The 23,727-nt window shown below is 40.6% G+C and carries 21 protein-coding genes; 11 read left to right on the top strand and 10 right to left on the bottom strand.

What is annotated here, in order from left to right:
• Positions 1-92: 92 nt before the first annotated feature.
• The 9 genes from BC751_RS13090 to argH all read left to right on the top strand — a co-directional run bounded on the left by BC751_RS13090 (position 93) and on the right by argH (position 9,306).
• Positions 93-518, top strand: coding sequence for an aminotransferase class V-fold PLP-dependent enzyme (locus BC751_RS13090; protein WP_341272841.1), 426 nt, complete (start codon positions 93-95; stop codon positions 516-518).
• 421 nt (positions 519-939) lie between these two features.
• Positions 940-1,617: a GNAT family N-acetyltransferase gene (locus BC751_RS13085; protein ID WP_130275929.1), complete on the top strand. Its 678-nt coding sequence runs from the start codon at positions 940-942 to the stop codon at positions 1,615-1,617.
• A 40-nt stretch (positions 1,618-1,657) separates the two neighbouring features.
• Positions 1,658-2,854 (top strand): argininosuccinate synthase, encoded by a 1,197-nt coding sequence (gene argG, locus BC751_RS13080; RefSeq protein WP_130275928.1) that lies wholly within the window; start codon positions 1,658-1,660, stop codon positions 2,852-2,854.
• Entirely contained in the window at positions 2,841-3,809 is a 969-nt protein-coding gene (argC, locus tag BC751_RS13075) for an N-acetyl-gamma-glutamyl-phosphate reductase (RefSeq protein ID WP_130275927.1), read from the top strand. The genes argG and argC overlap by 14 nt, the downstream gene beginning before the upstream one ends.
• An 89-nt stretch (positions 3,810-3,898) precedes the next feature.
• The gene (locus BC751_RS13070) at positions 3,899-5,029 is read left to right on the top strand and encodes an aspartate aminotransferase family protein (protein ID WP_130275926.1); all 1,131 of its coding nucleotides are present in this window, start codon (positions 3,899-3,901) and stop codon (positions 5,027-5,029) included.
• 36 nt (positions 5,030-5,065) lie between these two features.
• Positions 5,066-6,010, top strand: a complete 945-nt coding sequence (locus BC751_RS13065) for a Rossmann-fold NAD(P)-binding domain-containing protein (protein ID WP_130275925.1) — start codon at positions 5,066-5,068, stop codon at positions 6,008-6,010.
• Positions 6,011-6,051: 41 nt separating this feature from the next.
• Positions 6,052-6,852, top strand: coding sequence for an acetylglutamate kinase (gene argB, locus BC751_RS13060; protein WP_130275924.1), 801 nt, complete (start codon positions 6,052-6,054; stop codon positions 6,850-6,852).
• A 6-nt stretch (positions 6,853-6,858) separates the two neighbouring features.
• Positions 6,859-7,932, top strand: a complete 1,074-nt coding sequence (locus tag BC751_RS13055) for a M20 family metallo-hydrolase (protein WP_130275923.1) — start codon at positions 6,859-6,861, stop codon at positions 7,930-7,932.
• 36 nt (positions 7,933-7,968) lie between these two features.
• Positions 7,969-9,306 carry an argininosuccinate lyase gene (gene argH, locus BC751_RS13050; RefSeq protein WP_130275922.1) on the top strand — a complete coding sequence of 446 codons (1,338 nt, stop codon included), beginning with the start codon at positions 7,969-7,971 and terminating at the stop codon, positions 9,304-9,306.
• 1 nt (position 9,307) lies between these two features.
• Here the strand turns inward: argH and BC751_RS13045 are convergent, their stop codons facing one another.
• From BC751_RS13045 to BC751_RS13025, 5 genes are all read right to left on the bottom strand, one after another.
• Entirely contained in the window at positions 9,308-9,829 is a 522-nt protein-coding gene (locus BC751_RS13045; protein WP_130275921.1) for a hypothetical protein, read from the bottom strand.
• 13 nt (positions 9,830-9,842) lie between these two features.
• On the bottom strand, positions 9,843-11,138 hold the full coding sequence (locus BC751_RS13040) for a hypothetical protein (protein WP_130275920.1): 1,296 nt from the start codon (positions 11,136-11,138) through the stop codon (positions 9,843-9,845).
• A gap of 11 nt (positions 11,139-11,149) precedes the next feature.
• Positions 11,150-11,725: a YceI family protein gene (locus BC751_RS13035; RefSeq protein ID WP_165389835.1), complete on the bottom strand. Its 576-nt coding sequence runs from the start codon at positions 11,723-11,725 to the stop codon at positions 11,150-11,152.
• Between the two features lie 191 nt (positions 11,726-11,916).
• Complete coding sequence (locus BC751_RS13030) at positions 11,917-13,596, bottom strand: DUF6909 family protein (RefSeq protein ID WP_130275919.1); 1,680 nt, start codon at positions 13,594-13,596, stop codon at positions 11,917-11,919.
• 102 nt (positions 13,597-13,698) lie between these two features.
• Positions 13,699-14,217, bottom strand: a complete 519-nt coding sequence (locus BC751_RS13025; RefSeq protein WP_130275918.1) for a DinB family protein — start codon at positions 14,215-14,217, stop codon at positions 13,699-13,701.
• A 67-nt stretch (positions 14,218-14,284) separates the two neighbouring features.
• On the opposite strand from BC751_RS13025, the gene BC751_RS13020 reads away from it, so the two are divergent.
• Positions 14,285-15,637, top strand: a complete 1,353-nt coding sequence (locus tag BC751_RS13020; protein WP_130275917.1) for a M28 family metallopeptidase — start codon at positions 14,285-14,287, stop codon at positions 15,635-15,637.
• 268 nt (positions 15,638-15,905) lie between these two features.
• The gene (locus BC751_RS13015) at positions 15,906-16,433 is read left to right on the top strand and encodes an REP-associated tyrosine transposase (RefSeq protein WP_130277584.1); all 528 of its coding nucleotides are present in this window, start codon (positions 15,906-15,908) and stop codon (positions 16,431-16,433) included.
• Between the two features lie 189 nt (positions 16,434-16,622).
• Here the strand turns inward: BC751_RS13015 and BC751_RS13010 are convergent, their stop codons facing one another.
• The 5 genes from BC751_RS13010 to BC751_RS12990 form a co-directional block, all read right to left on the bottom strand.
• Positions 16,623-18,332 carry a sodium:solute symporter family protein gene (locus BC751_RS13010; protein ID WP_130275916.1) on the bottom strand — a complete coding sequence of 570 codons (1,710 nt, stop codon included), beginning with the start codon at positions 18,330-18,332 and terminating at the stop codon, positions 16,623-16,625.
• Positions 18,333-18,419: 87 nt separating this feature from the next.
• A complete protein-coding gene (locus BC751_RS13005) occupies positions 18,420-20,882 on the bottom strand; it encodes a PIG-L family deacetylase (protein WP_130275915.1) in 2,463 nt (820 codons plus the stop codon).
• A 163-nt stretch (positions 20,883-21,045) separates the two neighbouring features.
• Positions 21,046-22,089, bottom strand: a complete 1,044-nt coding sequence (locus BC751_RS13000) for a BF3164 family lipoprotein (RefSeq protein WP_130275914.1) — start codon at positions 22,087-22,089, stop codon at positions 21,046-21,048.
• Between the two features lie 113 nt (positions 22,090-22,202).
• Positions 22,203-22,382: a hypothetical protein gene (locus tag BC751_RS22075; protein WP_130275913.1), complete on the bottom strand. Its 180-nt coding sequence runs from the start codon at positions 22,380-22,382 to the stop codon at positions 22,203-22,205.
• 112 nt (positions 22,383-22,494) lie between these two features.
• Positions 22,495-23,712 carry a tetratricopeptide repeat protein gene (locus tag BC751_RS12990; RefSeq protein WP_130275912.1) on the bottom strand — a complete coding sequence of 406 codons (1,218 nt, stop codon included), beginning with the start codon at positions 23,710-23,712 and terminating at the stop codon, positions 22,495-22,497.
• Positions 23,713-23,727 lie beyond the last annotated feature (15 nt).

The following is a 23,727-nucleotide window of genomic DNA, read 5'->3' as shown; positions in this document are numbered from 1 at the left end:
GAACTAGACCAAAAATGAACACAAACAAGCAGATTCAAATCTCCAAACTAAAATCCTGCGGATTTTAGGAAATAAGTAAGATATGGCCGCTCATGGCCCCTTATGAACTCGATCACCCCAACATCAAAAACCTGAACCATACCGGAACCCATCCTGTGGCCACTGATTTGGCTGTAAACAATGCCATAGATTATTTTGAGAAAATAGGTGCCAAAAGAAAAGAGGAAAGGTTAAGGTACCTGCAATTTTATTGGTCCGATAAGGTGAGAAATATTCCTGGCATTATGGTCAATACCCCAGCAGAAAGGGAAAGAAGTTGCGGTATTGCCAATGTAGGCATCCAAGGAATGGATCCGGGTGACATGGCAAAAATCCTGATGGATAAATATAAAATTTATACTGTAGGCATCAATTATGCAGGTGTAGTAGGCTGCAGGATCACGCCCAACATTTACACTACGCCCGGGGAATTGGATGTTTTGGTAAAAGCCCTCCACGAAATGGCTAAAAGGGCTTAAAAAACAAAATGGAGCACCTTGTAAAAAAATCAAATATGACAGGCCAAAGTTTGTGATTTCAAAAACTTTGGCCTGTTTTTTGATAAAAATGAAATAATTATGGATGTTCCATAAATTAATAAATGCAATTCTTGCATTTTATTTCAAACCTTACAACATTTGCACACGTTTTCAAAACAAATGCGAAACCTGAACAACATAGCAGTAAACCTTACCACAGCCTCAGCAGCAAATGCTGGACTGTCTATGTTATTTTTGGCTCCTTTGAGGAGGTTTAGGAACAGCTTCAGGGCAATGTCCCTGTAATATCTTTTGGTATCCTACGTGGATGGCCGACAATAGCACGTTTTCCCAAAATTTAATCCAAACCCAAAAATGCTCCCTGAGCAATAAACCATCTATTAATTCCCTATTGCCAAAAATGGAAAACTATTCCTTTATCATACAACCCGCTACTGAAAAGCACCTGCATTATGCGGAAACCATTACCAATGAAATGGAGCAATCCGCAAAGGCTCGGGGAACCGGCATTGCCAAACGTTCCCCGGAATATATCAAGACCAAAATGCTGGAAGGAAAAGCTGTGATTGCTTTGACCGAAGATGGTGTTTGGGCTGGTTTTTGCTACATTGAAGCCTGGGGGCATGGAAAATTTGTGGCCAATTCAGGCTTGATAGTAGCTCCTGAGTTTAGAAAATACGGCCTTGCCAGAAAAATAAAAACCGAAATCTTTAAACTCAGCAGGCAAAAATATCCGGATGCTAAAATTTTCGGTTTGACTACCGGTGCTGCTGTAATGAAAATCAATTCAGACCTGGGCTATGTCCCTGTCTCCTATGCAGACCTTACGGATGATGAAGAATTCTGGAAAGGATGTAACAGCTGTGTCAATGTCGAGATCTTAAAATCCAAAAACAGACAAAACTGTCTTTGTACTGCCATGCTTTATGATCCTTCACGAAAAGCCAAAACAGAAGAGGTAGCGCTTCGTAAAGATTTCAAAAAAAACCTGAAACTATTTGAAAGATGGACCAGATTGAAAAAATCCATCCTTTTGAATATCAAAAAAACCACCAATAAAACCTTAAGTTTATTTTAAACCCGAAAGCCTTCCCGGCTTTCCATTCAAAGATCAAGAAATGAAAAAAGTAGTATTAGCGTACAGCGGAGGTTTGGACACCACATTTTGTGCTTTGCACCTCTCCAAGGACCTCGGGTACGAAGTACATGCCGTCCTCATCAATACAGGCGGTTTTTCTCAAGAAGAATTACAGGAAATAGAACAAAGGGCCAAAGGACTCGGCATTGCATCCTTTGTAATCCTGGACGTCACCAAGACTTATTACGAAGAAGTCATTAAGTTTTTGATTTTTGGCAATGTGTTGAAAAATCAAACCTATCCCCTTTCTGTAAGTGCGGAAAGAATCCTTCAAGCCAAAACACTCGCTGACTATGTCAAAAAAATAGGAGCAAAATCCGTAGCCCATGGCAGTACAGGAGCTGGCAATGACCAGGTTCGCTTTGATATGATCTTTCAGACAATCATCCCGGATATTGAAATCATTACCCCGATCCGGGACTTGAAACTGAGCAGGGAAGAAGAAATCAATTACCTTAAAAAACATGGTGTTTCCATGAATTTTGAAAAGGCTGCCTACTCCATTAATAAAGGCATCTGGGGAACTTCCGTTGGAGGAAAAGAAACCCTGACATCTAACCAGACATTACCGGAACATGCCTGGCCGACCCAAGTAAGCAAAACAGAAGGAGAAGAACTTAATATCGATTTTGAAAAGGGTGAAATAAAGGCTGTAAATGGGGTGGCTTACAAAAACCCTGTAGAAGCGATCAAGAAAATTCAGGAAATCGCAGCTCCTTTCGGAATCGGAAGAGATGTCCATGTGGGGGATACCATAATAGGCATCAAAGGCAGAGTGGGCTTTGAGGCTGCTGCCCCTTTGATCATCATCAAAGCACACCAATTACTGGAAAAACACTGTCTGACCAAATGGCAGACTTTCTGGAAAAATCAGTTATCCGAATTCTACGGCAACCATCTTCATGAAGGCCACTACTTGGATCCTGTCATGCGAAATCTGGAAGCGTTCTTGGAAAGCACCCAGGAATTCGTGACGGGGAAAGTAAAGGTTTTACTTCATCCTTACAGGTTCCAGCTGGTAGGAATTGAATCAAAACATGACCTGATGGCTTCAAAATTTGGAAGTTATGGTGAAATGAACAAAGGCTACACTGCCGAAGATGTCAAAGGATTTACAAGGATCCTGGGTAACCAAACTGCGATTTTCCATCAAGTCAATTACCATGAAGAAAATTAAAACTGCCATCATCGGGGCTGCAGGATATACCGGTGGAGAGTTGTTAAGATTATTGGTCCACCACACTGCCTGCGAACTGATGTATGTCCATAGCAATAGCCAAAAGGGAAAGAAAGTAACAGCTGTGCACCCCGATCTGATCGGAGATACAGAACTCGAATTCACTGATGAAGTGCAGACGGAGGGAATTGATGCTGTCTTTTTAGGACTACCCCATGGACAGACCAAAGGTTTTCTGGAAAAGCATCCTTTTCCAGCGCATACCGTCATCATTGACCTCAGTACGGACTTTAGGGATGAAAGCCATGGCTTTGTCTACGGCCTTCCTGAGGTAAACAAAACCAAAATCCAAGGGGCTAAAAAAATAGCCAACCCGGGCTGTTTTGCAACAGGCATCCAACTTTCACTAGCTCCTGCAATTGCTAAAAACTGGGTAAAAGAAACAGCCCATATTTCAGGAATTACAGGCAGTACCGGAGCAGGCAAGGCACTGAGTGAAACCACACATTTCAGCTACAGGACAAATAACATGTCCGTGTATAAATTATTTACCCATCAGCATCTGAAAGAAATCAAACAGACTTTTGGACAAATCAACCCGGATTTCGGTCAGGAACTCCTCTTTGTGCCGTACAGGGGCAATTTCTCAAGAGGAATTTGGATTACGGCCTATTTCCCATTTGAAGGTGAACTCCAGGAAGCCGTTCAAGCCTATAAAGAATTCTACCAGAATGCGCCTTTTACATGGGTTTCGGAGGCGGACATCGATCTTAAGCAGGCTGTCAACACCAATAAATGCATCCTTCATCTCAAAAAAGAGAAAGGTCAACTGGTCATTTATGCAGCTATAGACAACCTCCTAAAAGGTGCATCAGGACAGGCCGTTCAAAATTTCAACCTGGCTTTTGGACTGGAGGAAAATATGGGGCTGAACTTAAAAAGCATTGCCTTCTAAACCCTCCATATAAAATCTGCTGCCGAGGGGAGTGACTTCACTCCCTTGGTTGAAACAAGCAAAACAATATTCAATTTAAACAGGTAAAAATGAACCTATTTGATGTATACCCTCTGATCAATGTCACTCCTGTAAAAGCCCTTGGTGCCAAACTTTGGGATGACAAAGGGGAAGAATACCTGGATCTTTACGGTGGGCATGCCGTGATCTCCATAGGCCACAGCCATCCACATTTCAACCAAGCCATAAAAGATCAGCTGGATAAGATCACTTTCTATTCCAATTCTGTTCAAATCCCTATTCAAAAAGCCTTTGCTGAAAAACTGGGGCAACTCTCCGGATACGAAAATTATAATCTATTCTTATGTAATTCAGGTGCGGAAGCCAATGAAAACGCACTGAAATTGGCCTCTTTTGCTACAGGAAAATCAGGATTTATCAGTTTCTCCGGTGCCTTTCACGGAAGGACAGCCGGGGCAGTAGTGCTTACCGATAATCCAAAAATCATTGCGCCATCAAACCAAAGAAACGATGCCTTCATTCTACCTTGGGGAGATTACGCAGCAGTGGAAGATCAGCTCAAACAAGGCAACATTGCAGGCATTATTATTGAAGGCATTCAGGGAGTGGGCGGCATCCATGTTCCAGATCCGGACTTCCTGTATTCCTTGGCAGAACTGGCAAAAACCTACGGTGCAAAACTCATCCTTGATGAAGTTCAATCAGGATATGGGAGAACAGGAAAATTCTTTGCCCACCAATGGGTCGAAGGACTAAAACCCGATCTGATCACGACCGCCAAAGGCATGGGCAATGGCTTTCCTATCGGGGGAGTCTTGATCCACCCTGAAATCCAGGCCTCACATGGCCTTTTAGGTACGACTTTTGGTGGTAATCACCTGGCCTGTGCTGCCGGCTTGGCAGTCTTAGAAGTCATTGAAAAGGAAAATTTGCTTCAACATGCTTATGAGATGGGTGAGTTCCTCATTGCTGAACTTAAAAAAATCTCGGGCGTAAAAGAAGTCAGGGGCAAAGGACTCATGATAGGCATTGACCTTGAAAAAGAAGCAGGACCGGTACGTTCTGAATTGGTAAGTAAATACAAAATATTTACTGGAAGTTCAGCAGGTAAACATACTGTTCGTTTGCTTCCTCCTTTAAATATTGAAATAAATCAGCTATCTTCGTTTTTGGATAGTCTGAAGAAAATCTTGGACTGAAAGCCATTAGGGCACTGCTACAATTAAAATCATACAATGAAGTACTTTACCCAATTTGAATCCAGGGCGATAGCCGAGCAACTCATAGAAAAAGCATTGTTTTACAAAGCCAATCCAAGAATAGACCATGCCAAAGGTGCGGGAAAAAGGATAGGCTGCATTTTTTTAAACCCTTCCCTCCGGACGCGGGCGAGCACGCAAATTGCTGCCCTGAATTTGGGAATGGAACCCATTGTCATGAACATGGACAAAGAAGGCTGGGCCCTGGAAATGAAGGAAGGCGCAGTAATGAATAAAGGTACAGTAGAACACATCAAAGATGCGGCTGCAGTATTAGGTTCCTATTTTGATATCCTTGCCATCCGCGCATTCCCCAGCCTTACCAATAAGCAGGAGGACATTGAAGATTTTATATTTAACCAATTTATCAAATATTCCGGTGTTCCTGTGATCAGTTTGGAGAGTGCGATCCGCCATCCGCTTCAAAGTTTGGCAGATATGATGACCATAGGTGAACATGCCCCTAAGAATAAAAGAATAAAAGTAGTTCTTACCTGGGCACCCCATATCAAAGCTATCCCACATGCAGTGGCAAATTCCTTTGCGGAGTGGGCAATTGGCTGCGGCCATGATCTCACCATAACCCATCCGGATGGCTACCAGTTGGATCCTATGTTTACCAAAGGTGCCCATATAGAATTGGATCAACACAAGGCTTTGGAAGATGCGGATTTCGTATATGTCAAAAACTGGTCTGCTTTCAATGACTACGGTAAAATAATTACCACCGACAATTCATGGATGTTAACTGAAAAGCATTTCAAGCATGCCAAATCAGCCAAAGTCATGCATTGTCTCCCGGTAAGACGCAACCTGGAATTGTCCGATGAAATTCTGGACGGAAAAAGAAGCATCGTACAAGAGCAGGCAAACAACAGGATTTATGCTGCCCAATCAGTAATCAGCCATATCCTTGGCTGATTATTGACAATTATCCCAACCACTAACAAAAACCATAAATCATGAATGTAAGCATCATCAAAATCGGAGGAAACGTCATCGACTTCCCGGAAAAGTTAGATGAGTTCCTTTATTTGTTCTCAAGGTTTCCCGGTAAAAAAATCCTTGTCCATGGGGGGGGGGTCCTGGCTTCCAAATTCGGAGAAAGCCTTGGCGTGATGCCTGAGATGGTGGACGGGAGAAGAATTACGGATAAGGACACCCTTGACATCGTGACCATGGTCTATGCCGGTCTCATTAACAAACAGATTGTAGCTAAATTACAGGCTTTGAAACAAAACGCACTTGGGATGACAGGTGCTGATGGCAACTTGATCCGATCCGTCAAAAGACCCGTAAAGAACATAGATTATGGATTTGTAGGTGATATTCAGGAAGTAAACGTTGGCCTCTTGCAGACCCTTTTGGATGCAGACATCATCCCGGTAGTCTGTGCCATTACCCATGATAAAAAGGGACAATTGCTCAATACCAATGCGGACGGAATCGCTTCGGAATTAGCGACCAACCTTTCCAAAAAATTCAAGGTAAACCTATACTTCTGTTTCAACAAAGCCGGAGTGCTAATTGATGAAAAAAATGAAAATTCAATTGTTCCTTTGATCAATGAAGAAATTTATGCCGAATTGAAAAAAGAAAATGTCATCCATTCCGGCATGATCCCCAAACTGGACAATGCTTTTGCTGCCTTACAAAAAGGGGTTAACCATGTCTGGATAGGAAAAGCAGAAAACTTATTATTGGCGGCAAAGGGCAAATTATCAGGAACTACCATCGAAAGGCACAAGTACGACTTGTATTGACAGGACATGGATGATTTGATACAGCAAATTTCCAAAGAGGCCATCCTCTTGTTAAAATCCCTCATTGAAACACCTTCCCTCAGCAAAGAGGAGGAAAAAACAGCCGAACTGATCCAGATTTTTTTGGAAAAGCAAGGGGTATCCACCCTGCGAAAAGGGAATAATATTTGGGCGTTCTCCAAATATCGAAAAAAAACACTTCCCTATATCTTGCTGAATTCCCATCATGATACCGTAAAACCCAATGCCGGTTATACTCAGGATCCATTCAAGGCCATCATAGAGGATGGAAAAATTTTTGGTCTTGGGAGCAATGATGCCGGAGGCTGCCTTGTAAGTTTAATAGCCACCTTCCTGTATTTTTATAACAAAGACTTACCATTTAACCTGATCTTAGCCGCTACTGCAGAAGAAGAAATTTCAGGAAAAAACGGGATAGAGTGTATTCTTCCTGAATTACCGGAAATTGAACTGGCCATCGTAGGAGAACCTACCCAGATGCAAATGGCTGTTGCTGAAAAAGGCTTATTGGTAATTGATGCCACCGTAAAGGGCAAAGCAGGCCATGCTGCAAGGGAAGAAGGAGAAAATGCGATCTACAAAGCCTTGGATGACCTGAATATTATCAGAAATTACCAATTTCAAAGAGAATCAGCCTTCTTGGGGAAAAGTAAAGTAACTGCAACCATCATTCACGCCGGAAGCCAACATAATGTCGTGCCTGACCTATGTCATTACACCTTGGATGTGCGGGTTACTGATGCATATACCCTGGAAGAGGCCCTGACGGAATTAAAAACAGTTTTGAAGGCAGAACTCCAGCCACGTTCCCTGAGGTTAAATTCTTCAAAAGTACCTGATGGGCATCGGATTCTTGAAGTGGGAGAAAAACTGAAGCTCAAAAAATATGGCAGTCCTACGCTATCAGATCAGGCGCTTATCCCCTATCCTTCGGTAAAAATCGGACCTGGAGATTCTTCCAGGTCACATACTCCGGACGAATTCATTTACCTCCATGAAATCGAGGAAGGAATCAAAGGATATATCCAAATCTTGGAAACTTACGCATCTTTCAATTAAACCAATTATTATTTACCCTGAAAAGAAAAAACAAGCATGAAACTCTGGCAAAAAAATACAAGTGCAAAGAAAGAAGTTGAAACATTTACCATCGGAAGGGATCCCGAATTTGATATCCTTTTGGCTCCTTTTGATGTATTGGGCTCAATGGCCCATGCCATTATGCTTGAGAAAATCGGCCTTCTTACCTCTTCAGAACTTGAGGTATTGTTGCAGGGCTTAAGGGAAATCTATTATGAAATTGAACAGGGAACTTTCAAAATTGACGAAGGTGTGGAAGATGTACATTCCCAGGTAGAATTTTTGCTTACCCAACGCTATGGAGAAGTCGGAAAAAAACTCCATAGTGGAAGATCCAGGAATGACCAGGTTCTTGTTGACCTAAAATTATACTACCGAACAGCCATTCGGGATATCGTAGAAGCCTCAGAGGAACTGTTCGACCTGTTGATAACATTGGCAGAAAAGCACAAAAATGACCTGATGCCAGGGTACACCCATACCCAACTGGCTATGCCTTCCTCATTTGGGCTTTGGTTCGGCTCTTTTGCCGAAAGCCTGGCGGAAGATATGGACTTATTATTTGCGGCCTATAAATTGAGCAATAAAAACCCCCTGGGATCTGCCGCAGGTTATGGATCATCCTTTCCTTTGGACAGGACCTTGACCACAGGCTTGCTAGGCTTTGAAGACCTGCACCACAATGTAATCAATGCACAGAACAGCAGGGGCAAAACTGAAAAAAACCTGTCTTTTGCCATGGCAGGGATTGCCGGCACTTTAAATAAACTGGCAGCAGATGTCTGCATCTTTATGAACCAGCATTTTGGATTCATTAGTTTCCCGGATAATCTGACTACTGGCAGTAGCATTATGCCACACAAAAAGAATCCGGATGTATTTGAATTGATAAGGGCTAAAACCAATCAAATCCAATCCATCCCCACACAGGTCAGTTTTATTTTGACCAATATGACCACGGGTTACCACAGGGACCTCCAATTACTAAAAGAAGCTATTTTTCCGGGATTGGAGATACTTTTGGATTGCATCAATATGAGCACTTTCATGTTAAAGGAAATTCAAATCAAAAAAGAAATTCTCAAAGACAACTTTTTCCAACATGTATTCAGTGTGGAAGTTGTCAATGATTTGGTTTTACAGGGAATGCCTTTCCGGGATGCCTATAAAAAAGTAGGTCTTGATATCGAAGCAGGCCTGTTCAAACCGGATCAATCAAAAGTAAATCATGTCCATGAAGGAAGCATTGGAAATCTTTGCCTGCAAGAAATAAAAAGTAAGATGCAGGTAGCGATTGGACAATTTGATTTTGAAAAATCCACCTTGCAACTCAGAAAATTAATTGAGGGCTGATTTAAAAGGAAAGCTTGAATTCAAGCATCAACTCCTCTTCAACTTTTACCAGGCCTCCAAGTTTTTTGGGGGCCTCCAGTTCCAGCTCATTAAAACTCAAAATAAGCTTGGCCGCAATTCCATCTGCAGTCCTTTTCAACGGCAGTTCTTTATATTGCAGTCTTTTCCCAACAATATCGACCATCAAATCGCAGGAATAGTGTCCGTAATTTGACTTCAGGTTTCTTACCCTGACTTTGGCATGGGGATATTGTTCTGCTTTGATGGTTTTCCGGAAATCCTTGTTGAGCAAAAAATTTCCGCAGGAAAAATCATTGACAGGTATGTCAAAAACCAGATCTTTTGATCTTAGAGGGGTATCAATAAAAAGCGTGTCCCTTAAGCTGTTTTTTGCATATTCACAATTGAATCCGCCGATGGAGGTCTGACCACTTACTGTGATCTTTTTTCTTGTAACTATGACCTCCTTTTCTTCTTTGTAAGGGCTCAGGAGAACCAGCAAAAGTGCTAAAAGGACACGCATGGGAGTTTTTATTTTAGAAGCCTACCACTGCTTCGATCATCAGACCATTGAATTTACCACCATTCCTGATGTCATTGGCAGCAAAGCCGTTGTAGTTTTGATTTACATATTCCAATTTAGCCAATAAGTTTTTGGTAATAAACCATCCACCGCCTATTTGTACCCTGTCGATGCTTACATCCAATCCAGATCCAAACAAAGTACCTTCTACTTTATTGTATCTACCTGCCACATAGAATTTTTCATGGGTTCCAAATCTGTACAGCAAGTCAGTACCGATCTGAGTCCAGGTTCTGTCATTGGCTTCACCTCTTGCAGCACCTTTGGATTGCTCGAAGTTACCGAAGAATTCCAATCCATGGAACTTCACAAAGGGGTTGATAACCCATGTGGTAATGTTATTCGTTTGGTTAGGATTAAATCTACCTGAGGTAAATTGAGCAGCAGTAGTTGCTAAGGTGTTTTCCATTACCATGTAATATCTGGAGCCTGCCCTGTCACCTCCCCATAAGGTATTTCTTTGGGAACTTTTCGTTGTGTAAATTGAACCGGTCAATCTCACCCTTAGGTCTTCTAAAACATACTTATCATAACCAAATTTCCCAATGAAGTTTGGTGATCTATTGGCAGGATTGGTCACGCCACCTTGAATCTCACCTCCGGTAACCGCAGCCATTGCCAACCACCCATTACTTTGAAAGAAAACTTCACCACCAACCTCTGTTGTAAAGGCATCCATGATATAGTTTTCAACGAAGGGATTATAGAATGCATTACCATTATCAGATCTTCTGAAGTGGGCATCACCATAATTGATTTCCATATGACCTATTCTGACGGTAAGGTATTTGTCAAACCAATCGGTTTCTCCCAGGTTCAAGAATCCCAATTTATCCACTTGGATATAACCTCCTTTTACCCAAGCCTCGGGGTGGTGACGGGAAGAAAGATAGGTAATCAGGTTCATTCTCAAACCATCAGCCAGTGCTACGTCGATGTTAAGGTTAGCTGTGGCCAAATTCGTTCCTGCTCCAATATCAATCAATTCATTCAAATTGACACCATTGGCATTCACGTTAGGAGTGGCTGTATTGGAGTGGCTCAAGTTTTGCCATTGCTGTGCGAAATGACCACCAATCCTTACACGCATGCCTTCATAAGCTACTGTATCTTCTTTACCTGTCTCAAAGATATTCAAACCTCTTTGATCATACGGTCTCCAGAATTGCATATCTCTCTGAAGTCCCTGTGCCATACCGGAAAAAACCAATCCGATGACTGCGATTGCGGAAAATAAAACCTTTTTCATTGTTGTGGATTTTAATTGTTTGGTTGAAATGTTGCTTTGAATTTGATAGTAATCTCGTCCCTTGTTTTGACTGTACCCAAAAGCGCAGTCGGTGGATCTATTGAATAATCTGTTAATTTGGTGTTGTAGCTTCCTTCAAAAGTAACCCTGTTTCCATTTTGAGAAACTTTTACCGGGAAACTCGCAGGTTTGGTAACACCTGCAATGGTGAAGTCCCCTTTGGCCTGATAGCTGCTTCCACTTCCAGTGAGTTCCCTAAGGGTAAATCTCACCTCTTTGTTTTTCTTGGTGTCCAGGGCTTTGTAGGCATTGGCATCCAAACCCCTAGTGCCGCTCTTCAAACTTTCGGCTTCCATGGTAACCTGTAGGCTTCTTACTCCCTTAAATTGGTTACCTTCCATGATAAACTGTCCTTCACCCTTCGCTGTATTGGATGTCATGTCCCAATCATGTAGTGAGGATCCCCCTTCCACTTTCAATTCCGGAGAGGGTGCTAAAGTATATTTAACTTGTGCTTCAACTGACCATTGGATTGACATCAGGACAATAACCATTATCGCTGATATCCATTTTTTCTTTGTCGTCATAATCTGTTGTGGTTGATTGTTGAAACAAATTTGAGTAACTAAACCCACTTAGATCATGACGAAAATCATATTTATCCATGATTTAAGACAAGACTAAAAAATCAATAAAAAAACAGAAAACAAAAAAAGAACCTTCACCGAACAAACGATGAAGGTTTTGATATAATCATACATGTCAGAATATTATTTTGTCATTCTTTTTTCGAAAACAGCTTCTGCAGAATTTTGTATGTAATAAGATAAGTAGGCCTTACTCCTTCCATCCCCAAAGCGCCAGATGCTAGGGTACTGCCGGTTTCGAGGGGATTATCTGAAGCATAATAGGCATAAAGCACTTTCACATTCTTTTTGATACTTTGCCTTATCTTGCTCTCCGACTGAATGGCCTTTTGATAATGGGCTCCTTCCATTTCCAGACCTATAGCCTTCCAGGAGGACTCCATCAAGTAGCTCAATACATCTTTGTTCTGTAAGGAAGTTCCCAATACGGTAAACATTGTACCTTGAAATACCCCCAATCCATATCCTTCAAAATCCTTTTTGCTGAGTTCGTTTTTGAAAGGATAGTTATCGGCAGTTCCTTCAAATACATGGCTGTCAGGAATCATGATATCCCCTTTTTTGCCTGTAAGGATTCCGGCCTTGCCCATAATCGACGCGGAAAGTACATTCAATGGATAAACATTACCCTCTTCGGTTTCATAAGGCTTGAGCAACTCATCAAAGCATTCATAAGCCTGTTCTCCAAAAGCATAATCCATCACAAGTATCACAGGCCTTTTATCCAAGTCATCGGGCAATTGACATCCAGGAAGGACAGTCTTATGCGACATAGCAGCCGTATCAAAAATCTGTACATGGATATTTGTACCGGAATCATCCATCACTTCTATAAACCCATTTTTCTGGGCATAATTCAAGATCTCTTTCCCCTTGTTATTTTTAGCGCCTATACTGATATCCATGGCAACTTTCTCAATATCCTCAAAGGAACCAAGCCCTAAAGCCTGATGGCCATAAATGGTATTGAGAAAACTATGGAGGTTGGCCGATACAATATGTAATGGCCTTTCTATCAGCTTGTTTTCAAACAAAACTTTCTTAATCTTTTTGGCCCATAATTCACCGTAAACATGGTGCCCAACCCTTATTCTCAAGGTAGAAGAAAATGAAATCTCCCTATCTCTTCCCTCAAAAGCCTCATCCATGGATAATTTACCCAAGTGATAGACTATCCTGAACAAACTATTGGTATGGGGCGAGGATTCGAATTTCTCTACTGCCTCATGGGTTTCATCAAAAGTCCTTCCTATCACGTGGCTCAAATAGGAACAAGCTACCTCTTTATCAAACTCTTCTCCGGTTTCTTCTTTGGCCACGATTTTTTCCAACATTTCCCAGTTGAGATCAATCCTGCCTTTCGGATCTGTACTGTTGTTCCTGATTTTTTCTGACTCAATGTAAAGGAAAGTAAGGTGTGTAAGAATATCATAAATATCCGACCTTCCCCTTGTCATCTCCACATACATCTGATCATGGTCTACCCTATAACAATTCCTCTTTCTTTTGGCCGGAACAATCGCAGGAAAAGTTGAATTCTCATAACCTTCACGGCTGATCAGACGGATATAACGGCATTCTTCGATTCCCCTTGGTAGCCTTTCCATTACATAGAGCAATCCATCCAATTCAATTTTTTCATCCTGTGCCAACAGGCCATAAATCTCCGGACTTAACACCAAAAGTGAATCCACCAATGACTCTCCTGAAACACCCATCGGTTTGTAAGACCCCCTCATAAACAGGTGTCTCATGGTGATGTAAAGTCTTTCAATCGCAGCCCTGGATTCTTGTGCTCTCGTTCTTTTCATAGCTTATAAAATTATTTTCCATTAGATAAATTCGACAAAACTACGAATTTTTGCCCAATTGAAGGGATTAATTTTTCATTACGATTTTTATCTCACTGAAAATCAAAGGTATCTTTCCTTGAGCACATTCAGATGGTGGATGGTATGTCCGGCTATAATATGAAAAAGCGCTCTGACGGAAACTGTCGTATTATTGGCTGTTCCCAAATTGGCATAATACTCTTCTGGGATATTTTTCAATAATGAAACCAAAGCAAAACGTGAAAGCTCAAACTCTTCAAGCAATCTGCCCAAAGGGACTTCATTGAATTTACCGCTGATCACATAAGCATCTTGATCATAGCCTGGCAAGGAGGCTTTTTCTCCCCTGGCAATGGAAAGTGCCCGATAAGCCATGACCCTGTCTGTATCCGTCATATGCCCAAGTACTTCTTTTGCCGACCATTTTCCTTCAGCATAAGATAGATTACTCTTTCTGTCCCCCAATTGATCATAAATATTCCTGGTCTCCTGAATTTGGGCGATCAATACCTCAGGAATATCTTTTCCTTTAACCCAGGAAATATAATTTTCATAATAGGCACCGTATTCACCTGTTTGTGGTAGCAATAATTCGTTCATGTAATTTACATTTAAAATGGGTGTATCTACAGGTAAATTTAAAGCATTCAAACAGATGAATGGTACAATGAAAAGAATTTTAATCCTGATCACCCTTTTGGTTTCGACCAACCTCAGCTTTGCACAGACGCAAATTATCCATAGAGACGCGGCAATTGAGCAAATGGTCAAAGAAATCTCAGCAGAAAACCTTGAAAAATATGTCAGAGACCTTGCTGGCTTTAGAACACGGCACTCCTTGAGCAAAAATAGCCCAAATGAAGGTATAGTTGCTTCCCAAAAATATGTTTTGGACCTGTTCAAGTCTTTTGAACCACAGGCTCAGGGAAGACTTAGCGCCTTTATTGATACCTTCACCGTTCCGGCTGACGGAAGAAGAATCCCCCAGGATGCCGAAATGGGCAATGTAATGGCTACCCTAAAAGGCACTGATCCCAATGATGACAGGATTTTCATCATTTCTGCCCACATAGATAGTAGGGCCCTGGATGTCATGAATACAGAAATCGATGCTCCCGGCGCAAATGATGATGGTTCGGGAGTAGCAGCAATCATTGAACTCACCAGAATCATATCAAAAAGAAGCTTTCCTGCAACCATCCTGTTTGTAGTGGTTTCCGGTGAAGAACAGGGATTGAAAGGTGCTGCTTATTTGGCCGAGAAAGCAAAAAATGAAAACTGGAACCTGGTGGCCATGCTGAACAATGATATGATCGGCAACTCCAATTCTTCTGAGACCAACATCAATGACAATACCCGCGTCAGGATTTTCTCGGAAGGTGTTCCGGCAGCAGAAACAGAAAGAATGGCTGCCATCAGAAGATATACCAATGGCGAAAATGATAGCAAATCCAGACAGTTGGCCAGATACATGAAAGAAGTTGGAGAAAGATATGTCGACCAGTTGGAAGTGAAATTACTGTACAGAAATGACCGCTTCCTAAGAGGTGGTGACCATACTCCTTTTGCCCAGCAGGGTTTTACTGCGGTCAGGGTGTGTGAAATGAACGAGAACTATTACCATCAACATGAAAATGTAAGGTTTGAAAATGGAATTCAGTATGGGGACTTACCAGAGTTCGTAGATTATGAATATATGAGAAAAGTAACAGGCATCAACCTTGCTTCCTTGGCTTCTTTGGCTTCAGCCCCCTCTGAACCCACCAATGTTGGGATTGATGTGAGAAGATTGAGCAATACCTCAACTTTGAGATGGGAAGCACCTGAAAAAGGAAAAGCAAAAGGTTATTATGTCCTGATGCGGGAAACAGATGCTTCGATGTGGCAGAAGAAATTCTATACAGAAGAAACCAGCTTGACCATCCCGTACTCCAAAGACAATTACTTCTTTGCTGTGCAGGCTGTGGGAGGAGGTGGTCATGAAAGCATGGCAGTTTTCCCTCAGCCGATTACCAGATAAAAGGCTTCCTGAAATTTGTAATTTCGGGAACGGATAAAGCGGATTTTTAATCCGCATACAGCCCCTTTTGAGAATCCCGGGATTAAAAATCCAAGTTATCGCTCTTCGGGATTGCAATTCCCGAAGAGCACACCGCTTCTCGAAATTTGCAATTTCGAGAATGGATAAAGCGAATTTATAATCCGCAACAATATTTATCCGTTTACTTATCCGTTTAAACTGATGTTGATTTTTTAAAAAGCCTCGATTTTTGTTTAAATCAGTATTTATGGGCTTTTCATATCAAATTCAAGATCAATTTGCTCCTCATTTTATCACATTTACAGTCCGCCAATGGGTGGATGTGTTCACAAGAAAATGTTACGCGGACATCTTAATTGATAGTCTTAAATTCTGCCAAAAAAACAAAGGCTTAAAAATCTATGCATGGGTCATCATGAGTAATCATTGCCATTTGATTGTTTCGTCCGAAAAAGTACCCCTTTCAGACATCATAAGAGACTTAAAAAAATTTACCTCAAAAGCAATTTATGATGCCATTTCAAAAAATCCAGACGAAAGCCGGAAAAAATGGTTGTTGTGGATATTAAAGAAGAACGATAAAATCTGGTTTTGGAAAAACGGCTATCATGGAGAAGAAATTTTTTCAGAAAATTTTATGATGACTAAAATCAATTATATCCACCAAAACCCAGTAAGAGCAGGGATTGTAGAAAAAGAAGAGGAATATATCTACAGCAGTTGTGGGGATTTTTATGGAATTAGAAGAGGTATGATTGACTTGGAGGATATTTGATTTTTTTTAGGATTAAAAATCCTCTTCATCGCTCTTCGGAATTACAAATCCCGAAGAGCGGCGCTTCCTGAAATTTGCAATTTCGGGAACGGATAAAGCGGATTTTTAATCCGCATACACCACCTTTTGAGAATCCCGGGATTAAAAATCCCTGTTATCGCTCTTCGGGATTGCAAATCCCGAAGAGCACTACTTCCAATCCCTCTTCAACAACTGTATCAAGGCTGCAAAAATCATCACAGCAAGACACCCAATCGCATTATACCAGAGAAAACCAATGTTGATGTCAATGCCAAAAAGACTGCCTCCATTGTTATAATGTATGAGAAGGATAATGGCCTCAGCCAAAAATGCAGCAATAAATACGGCATTTCCCTTTACCCATTTCATATAAAAGCCTACCACAAAAATCCCAAGAATTGTTCCATAGAACAAAGATCCCAACAGATTGACTGCCTGTATCAGGTTTTCAAACAAATTGGCATAGGTGGCAAAAAGTATGGCAAAAATCCCCCAAAATGCAGTAAACAGCTTAGAGGAGACAAGATAATGATACTGATTACCCGATTTGGCAATAGACCTTTTATAGACATCAATAGTGGTAGTAGAACCTAAAGCATTCAATTCCGAAGCCGTGGAAGACATCGCCGCACTGAAAATAACCGCAAACAACAAACCCACAACCCCTTTTGGTAAGTAATCCATCACGAATCGCATGAAAACATAATCTGTATCCCTTGTTTCCGCCCCGGGATTATTTTTCACAATAAGCTCCTTGACCTCAGTCCTGATTTTCTCTTGATATTCCTGGTGTTCTTTAATCCTTGCTTTTGTAGATTGGATAGTTTCTTCATCATTGGCTTCTACCGCCTGCAACAAGATCCCCAATTGTTGGTTTTTTTCCTGAAAAGTTTGTTTGAACTCTTCCTGTAACAACAAATAGTCTTCCTTGAAGGCAGAATTTTCCAATTGTTCAGTCTGTACCTTATTGAAGATAATAGGGGGTTGGAAATACTGGTAAAAAACGAAAACCATCACCCCAATAAACAGAATAATAAACTGCATAGGGACTTTCAGCAGCCCATTCATCATTAGTCCCATGCGGCTTTGGGTTAAGGAACTTCCCGAAAGATAACGCTGTACCTGTGACTGGTCTGTACCGAAATAAGACATGAACAAAAAAAGTGCTGCAGTCATGCCGGACCAGAAATTGTACCTATCCGCCAAGTCAAGCTCAAAATTGACAATATTAAGCTTTTCCATTTTGCCGGCTACATGGAGGGCCTCTGTGAACTGAATCGGGAGCATCTGTATTACCAGAATTCCAGCTAAAACCATCCCTCCCATCATGATCCCCATTTGCTGCTTTTGGGTAATGCTGACGGCACGTGTTCCACCCGAAACCGTGTAAATAATAACCAAAACCCCAATAAATACATTGGTAAGGGTAAGGTTCCATCCCAACAGGGTGGAAAGGATAATGGCAGGTGCATAAATGGTAATTCCTGCAGCAAGACCTCTTTGGATCAAAAACAAAAAAGCAGCCAACGTCCTCGTCTTGAGATCGAAACGCTCTTCCAAAAATTCATAGGCGGTATATACCTTGAGTTTGTAATAAATGGGCAGAAAGGTGGCCGAAAGAATAATCATGGCCAATGGCAAACCAAAGTAAAATTGAATAAAACGCATACCATCATCATAAGCCTGACCAGGCGTGCTCAGAAATGTGATAGCAGAAGCCTGCGTAGCCATGATGGAAAGCCCAATGGTCCACCAGTTCATATTCCCTGTACCACGGATATAAGAATCCATATCCCGGATACCATAGGTTCTATATACGCCGATGCCCACTATCGCCAAAAGGGTACCAAATAGGACCAGCCAGTCAATAAAACTCATGAAAAACTGATTTTAAGCCAGTAAAACAACAAGACCAATATTCCCAAAACCAGCATCTGGGCAATGTACCAATTCCTCCACTTGATGTTATCTTTCACTGCCCTGCTCTATTAAATTGACGAAAATTTTGATGGCGCCTGGAACACCCGCAGGCAATTGTCTGAACCACGAAATGCCGGAATAGGTGTAGGTTCCTTTTCCATATCGGGCATGTAACAAAGCCCCTTGGGTAGCAGATTCTCCCGGATCTTGCATGGTTAATGGTGTAGAATACAATGGATCCCAGTTGGAAGTAAAATACAAGCCCCTTTCCTGAACCCAGCCTTCAAAATCAGAAGCAGTCACCCTATTGGGACGTCTTAAAATTGGATGTGAGAAATCTGCATTGACAGGAGAGTTCTCAACCGTTACCCTATCCCTCGAAATATTGAATGGGTAAGGCCCTAAATCCCTGGTCAACAAGGGAGAAGAGGTATTGTACTGGACAATCAAATTCCCTCCATCCTTTACATATTCCATCAATTCATCCACATGTGTAGCCAATGCCTGATTCACGTTAAAAGCTCTGATGCCTACTATCACTGTAGCAAAGTCCTTTAACCTGTTTTTTCTGATATCTGCATCATCCAGAATACTCACCTGATATCCCAAGCTTCTCAATACTTCGGGCACGTCATCTCCCGCCCCAGGTATATAACCCACCGTTTGGCCACTGATTTTGATATCCATTTTTACCAAATTAATAGAGGTATTGGTAAAATAAGTGAGGTTGGGAATATGCTTGTAGATGATCCTTTTCGTATCCTGATGGAACTCCCTTCCATCTTTGGTCAAATAAGAAATTGTCACTTCTTTCTTTTCCTGATCAGAATCCAAAAACTTGATAAAGTAATCTTTTCTTTTTCTTCGCTCATCAACCGAGGCATCTATGATCTGATATTGGTTTGGCAAAATACCGTTGACCTCAATCTCTCCATCCAATAGATTATTCCTAAAAGTTACTTCCACTTTAAGTAAGTCATCTGCTCCAGGAATAATAAAAAGGTTGGATTTATCTAGGCTCACATTGACCTCAGGGACCAAGGTAAAGGGCTGGTTGATTTCCCCGTCAACCTGATCATTGTATTTATACTTTAATGGAAGTACAAAAGATAAGGCTTGCCCATCAGCCAATAAGTGAACAGTTCCCTGAATGGTAGATCCGTTGATGGGTGGGCCTATCTTTTTACGGTCTTTGATTCCAAACAAGCTGTTCTCTTTAGGTTCCTGTAGCCAGAAGGGCTGAGATACAGGATAGTCCAAGGGAATCTGAATATCGAAAGTCTTGCCTACAGGCCTATTATTCAATGCAGAGGCATCCAATTCATGTGAAAACAGATCACTTTTAAAAGACTGAAGCGTAAGGGGGAATGCGCTGGGGTTATTGAAAATCATTTCAACATTGATTTTTTCACCAGGATACCCGATTTCCTTTCTGATGACAAATTCAGACTTGACGCCCAAAACATTGAGTATCATCTGATCAAGATGTGCCTTCTTTTCCAAAAACCATCGATCTGAAAGTCCTTCAGCCCCCAAAAGCTTTTTGATTTCCAAGAGGTTTGTAACGTTCTTTTCAGGCTCAATAAAATTGAATTCATTGATGGCCTTGTCTATCACCTGCTTGATGGCTGCTCCGTTTTTCAACAGATTCCAGCGGGATTCAATGCCTTCAAAAGGAGAACTTTTAAATGGCTCCCCTTGGATCATTTCTATAAAATCATTGCCTTGGCCTATCTGAGAAGTGGAGCCAAAGCCCTGGGACTTGTGCATCGTTCGGCTATCTGCTGCGATCTGCGAATAAGTAGTGCCCAATAAGGGATTGAACTCCCCAACCAAAAATCTGTGATACACTTTACCTTCTTCCGGCTCGTATTGTCCTCCCCAGCTATAGGCATTCCAGAAAATCCGTTTGGCCTGCCAGGTATGGGTGTCAGTTAGTTGTTCAGGGAATACTTTAGGATCGGCAGCCTTGGTAAAGGCCTCCACGCTCAACATGGCAGAGGAGGTATGATGCCCGTGGGTGGTTCCCGGAATAGTATTGAAACGGTTGATTATGATATCAGGCTGGAAATTCCTTACAATCCAGACCACATCAGAAAGCAATTTTTCCCTGTCCCAGTTGTTAAAGGTTTCATCAGGATTTTTGCTAAAACCAAAATCCAGGGCGCGGCTGAAAAACTGCCTTCCCCCATCGGTTTCCCTTGCCCTTAAAAGTTCATGCGTTCGGATCAAACCCAACTCAATGCCAAGCTCTTTTCCGATAAGGTTCTGACCCCCATCACCCCTGGTGAGTGACAAATAGGCTACGTCAGCATGCTCTGCATTGGCCAAATAGGCTATCAATCTGGTATTTTCATCATCTGGGTGTGCTGCTACATAAAGTACCCTTTTGGTCTCTTTAAACCGCAATAAATCATGGTAAATAACAGATGAAGGTGTGGTTTGGGCGAAGGATAAAATGGAAATAAAATAAACAAAGCTAAATAGCCACCATTTTGGGTTTCTCATAATCTGTCAATTTGGGGAAATCTACGGCAATGAATTAAGAATTAAAACTGATTTTTATATCAATGGGTTTTGTAAGCTGTTAAATGATCTTAATAACCGTTTGATGTAAAAAGGATTTTCCACCCATTTTTGAAAAACTAAAAAAAAACCGGGCTTCAACAGTTTACTTGGGGACTGCATTATCATTTATTTCAAATATAGCGATTCCAGGATTTTCATCTGTTGTAAGGCCTATTATCAAATCTTCGGAATTATTGACTGCAAAATTATTAATTGATCTGTCCAAATTGTAAATTTCTATTAACTCACCTTTTAAGCTCAATTTATAGACCTGTTTTGCTACAGTGGATTGTTTTTGGATCTGATTTTCACTATAGCCTCCAAATAAAGCAAAGATATGTTTATCTGTAATCCAAATATCTCTGAACTGATAGGGTGAGTTCAAATCCCAAAAAATAAAATCATTTCCCGTGTTTCCTTGAATTTTAAATTTAGGTTTAAAAGATTCGTCTTTTATAAAATAATAAAACTCCTGTGTCTCTTTATGAAAAATTTCAACAACAGGAAAAAAATTATATGCTACAGCAAAAATACTTTTATTTTGAGAAGATCCAAACCAGCCCATATTCAACTGAGAAAGAAGAAAAGAGTCTTCAATTTTCAAATCCGTGAAATTTTTTAATTTACCAAAACCTTCTTCTTGTCCATTTAAAATATCAAACTCAATAAATCTATGAGGGGAATCTACTTGAAGTCCAATGAATTTTTCTTCCTCTGAGAAAAGTGCGGAATAAACTTTATAAAATTGCTCAGATTGTTTAATTTGGTTTAACGCAAGGTCATTATAAAAAAACAAACTAAACTCATTTATTTTTTTATCTAAAGCGCTATACACCCAAAAAGTCGAATCGTTAAACCCAAAATCAAAATTATGGGCATCTGGCAACTCCCCAGGGCCAAAACCAATTTTTCCACAGGAAGTTTTATATTTAAATTCGATTAAATCTATTAAATGAATAGGTGCTTTATCTTCTGGTATACCATTTCTTTCAAAAACAATAATGTAATCACCTTTTAAAAAAATTTTTTGTGGATTTATCAACTCGTTAAAGATTATTTTTTTTGAAGTTAATATTTTTTCATTTACAGGATTTTCATCTTTACAACTAATAAAAATTAAAACAATAAAGAGAATAAATTTATTCATATTTCATAATTATTTTTTAATACCATTAATTATCCTTAACAAAAAAGGGTTATATCGTTAAAGACTGTTCAAAAAAATTGGCTGCCTAATACAGGCAGCCAATCAATTTAAATTTACTGTTGCGGATTAGGTCTTGGTGGAACAGGAGTTAATCCCTTAATATCATTTGGGTAAAATGTCCCAAACCTGTCAAAACAACCAATTGAACTAGCCTGCATACAGTCCGCGGCAAAAACAGAAAATCCAGTTCCTACAATTAGAAACAAAGATAGAATAATTAAAGTTTTTTTCATTTTATTATGATTATTTAGTGAAAAATAAAGGTAAAAAAAAAAATCAAAAATGCAACTTTTTTTACAAAAAACTAAAGGCTCAATGTTCACCATTGAGCCTTTAGTTTTTATTTTATCTTTCCATCCAATTGGGGCCGAATATACTAATTAACCTTTGGTTATATTTTTCTGCTTCAGCAGTATTTTTCAACCTTGTATGAATTTGAAACAATAATTCCAAAACTTCGCCAGATGCTTGTCCATCCCTAAGTTCAGAAGCTTTAGTAAAATAAGGAATGGCATCTTTATAATATGAGTCTGCTTTCATCCCCATTTCAGGTGCTCTTTTCTCCCATTCATCATCTGAAAGTTCATTGATTTCAGCTAAAATTTTTCTAGCTTGTTCCAATAAAATTGCTCCAGTATAAAAATTACCTTCAAAAAAGTCTGGATTTACTTCAACAGATTTCTTGTATTGCTCCAAAGCGCCATCCAAATCTCCAGATTGCTCCAATAGGTAGCCGTATCTCAAAAGCAAGCCTGAATTATTTGGATCATCCTTCAAAGCCTCCTTCACAGAAGCCATGGCTTCTTCCATTTTGTTCATTTGAAGCAATAATTGAACCTCAAACTCCGATAAAGTTTTATCCTCAGGGAAGTCTTTTCTAGCCGCAATCACATATTTATAAGCCTGCTCTGGATCCTGGTCTTCTGCACTTGCGATTTGGATCAGGAAGTAATAAGTATTCAACTTGTTATATTCAGGAACTTCAATCAAAGCCTTGAAATGCTTTTTGGCATCCTCTGTTTTGCCTAGCTCTTGGTAAGCCAAGTATCCTGCATTGAAGTGTGCTGTGGTGTCAGCTGGGTCAATTTCTGAAACAAGATTGAAGAATTCATAAGACATGGAATAATCATCCTCTTCATAAGCTTGAAGTGCTTTGTTGAAAGCAGAATTTCTAAGCGTCATTTTTGAGAATGGCCTTAAGTTATCAGGAAGACCAGGTACCTCTTCTTTATAGACTTCTTTCCCGATTTTGCTGTTTTTGTCATTTCCGACCATAGACATGGTTTTATCGAATGCCTCCAAAGCGGATCTTCCAGTTTTGACAGTAGATGCTGCCATATCTTCATCCAATTCAAACATTTTGGTTAAAATTTTAGCCTTAACCAAAGTTGTATTGGGATCATTCATTGTCTCAGGGTTCTCCAAAGCAGCTTGGATATCGTTCATCGCAGCTTCCAGATCTCCTTTCTTGAAGTTCCTATCAGCTGAGTTGACAACCTTCTTTTGTGCAAAAGCAGTGGATGCAGCCACAACCAATGCCAACGATAGAATTAACTTTTTCATTTGCGTTTAATTTTG

The sequence above is a fragment of the Cecembia calidifontis genome, from assembly GCF_004216715.1.
GTDB classification, from domain to species: domain Bacteria; phylum Bacteroidota; class Bacteroidia; order Cytophagales; family Cyclobacteriaceae; genus Cecembia_A; species Cecembia_A calidifontis.
The sequence above is the reverse complement of the archived record's forward strand: the minus strand, read 5'-3'. Positions and strand labels throughout refer to the sequence as shown.

Bases quoted from the DNA above. Each gene is read 5' to 3' on its own strand.
- BC751_RS13090 (WP_341272841.1), top strand. From the start codon at position 93: ATGGCCCCTTATGAACTCGATCACCCCAACATCAAAAACCTGAACCAT.
- BC751_RS13085 (WP_130275929.1), top strand. From the start codon at position 940: ATGGAAAACTATTCCTTTATCATACAACCCGCTACTGAAAAGCACCTG.
- argG (WP_130275928.1), top strand. From the start codon at position 1,658: ATGAAAAAAGTAGTATTAGCGTACAGCGGAGGTTTGGACACCACATTT.
- argC (WP_130275927.1), top strand. From the start codon at position 2,841: ATGAAGAAAATTAAAACTGCCATCATCGGGGCTGCAGGATATACCGGT.
- BC751_RS13070 (WP_130275926.1), top strand. From the start codon at position 3,899: ATGAACCTATTTGATGTATACCCTCTGATCAATGTCACTCCTGTAAAA.
- BC751_RS13065 (WP_130275925.1), top strand. From the start codon at position 5,066: ATGAAGTACTTTACCCAATTTGAATCCAGGGCGATAGCCGAGCAACTC.
- argB (WP_130275924.1), top strand. From the start codon at position 6,052: ATGAATGTAAGCATCATCAAAATCGGAGGAAACGTCATCGACTTCCCG.
- BC751_RS13055 (WP_130275923.1), top strand. From the start codon at position 6,859: ATGGATGATTTGATACAGCAAATTTCCAAAGAGGCCATCCTCTTGTTA.
- argH (WP_130275922.1), top strand. From the start codon at position 7,969: ATGAAACTCTGGCAAAAAAATACAAGTGCAAAGAAAGAAGTTGAAACA.
- BC751_RS13045 (WP_130275921.1), bottom strand. From the start codon at position 9,829: ATGCGTGTCCTTTTAGCACTTTTGCTGGTTCTCCTGAGCCCTTACAAA.
- BC751_RS13040 (WP_130275920.1), bottom strand. From the start codon at position 11,138: ATGAAAAAGGTTTTATTTTCCGCAATCGCAGTCATCGGATTGGTTTTT.
- BC751_RS13035 (WP_165389835.1), bottom strand. From the start codon at position 11,725: ATGACGACAAAGAAAAAATGGATATCAGCGATAATGGTTATTGTCCTG.
- BC751_RS13030 (WP_130275919.1), bottom strand. From the start codon at position 13,596: ATGAAAAGAACGAGAGCACAAGAATCCAGGGCTGCGATTGAAAGACTT.
- BC751_RS13025 (WP_130275918.1), bottom strand. From the start codon at position 14,217: ATGAACGAATTATTGCTACCACAAACAGGTGAATACGGTGCCTATTAT.
- BC751_RS13020 (WP_130275917.1), top strand. From the start codon at position 14,285: ATGAAAAGAATTTTAATCCTGATCACCCTTTTGGTTTCGACCAACCTC.
- BC751_RS13015 (WP_130277584.1), top strand. From the start codon at position 15,906: ATGGGCTTTTCATATCAAATTCAAGATCAATTTGCTCCTCATTTTATC.
- BC751_RS13010 (WP_130275916.1), bottom strand. From the start codon at position 18,332: ATGAGTTTTATTGACTGGCTGGTCCTATTTGGTACCCTTTTGGCGATA.
- BC751_RS13005 (WP_130275915.1), bottom strand. From the start codon at position 20,882: ATGAGAAACCCAAAATGGTGGCTATTTAGCTTTGTTTATTTTATTTCC.
- BC751_RS13000 (WP_130275914.1), bottom strand. From the start codon at position 22,089: ATGAATAAATTTATTCTCTTTATTGTTTTAATTTTTATTAGTTGTAAA.
- BC751_RS22075 (WP_130275913.1), bottom strand. From the start codon at position 22,382: ATGAAAAAAACTTTAATTATTCTATCTTTGTTTCTAATTGTAGGAACT.
- BC751_RS12990 (WP_130275912.1), bottom strand. From the start codon at position 23,712: ATGAAAAAGTTAATTCTATCGTTGGCATTGGTTGTGGCTGCATCCACT.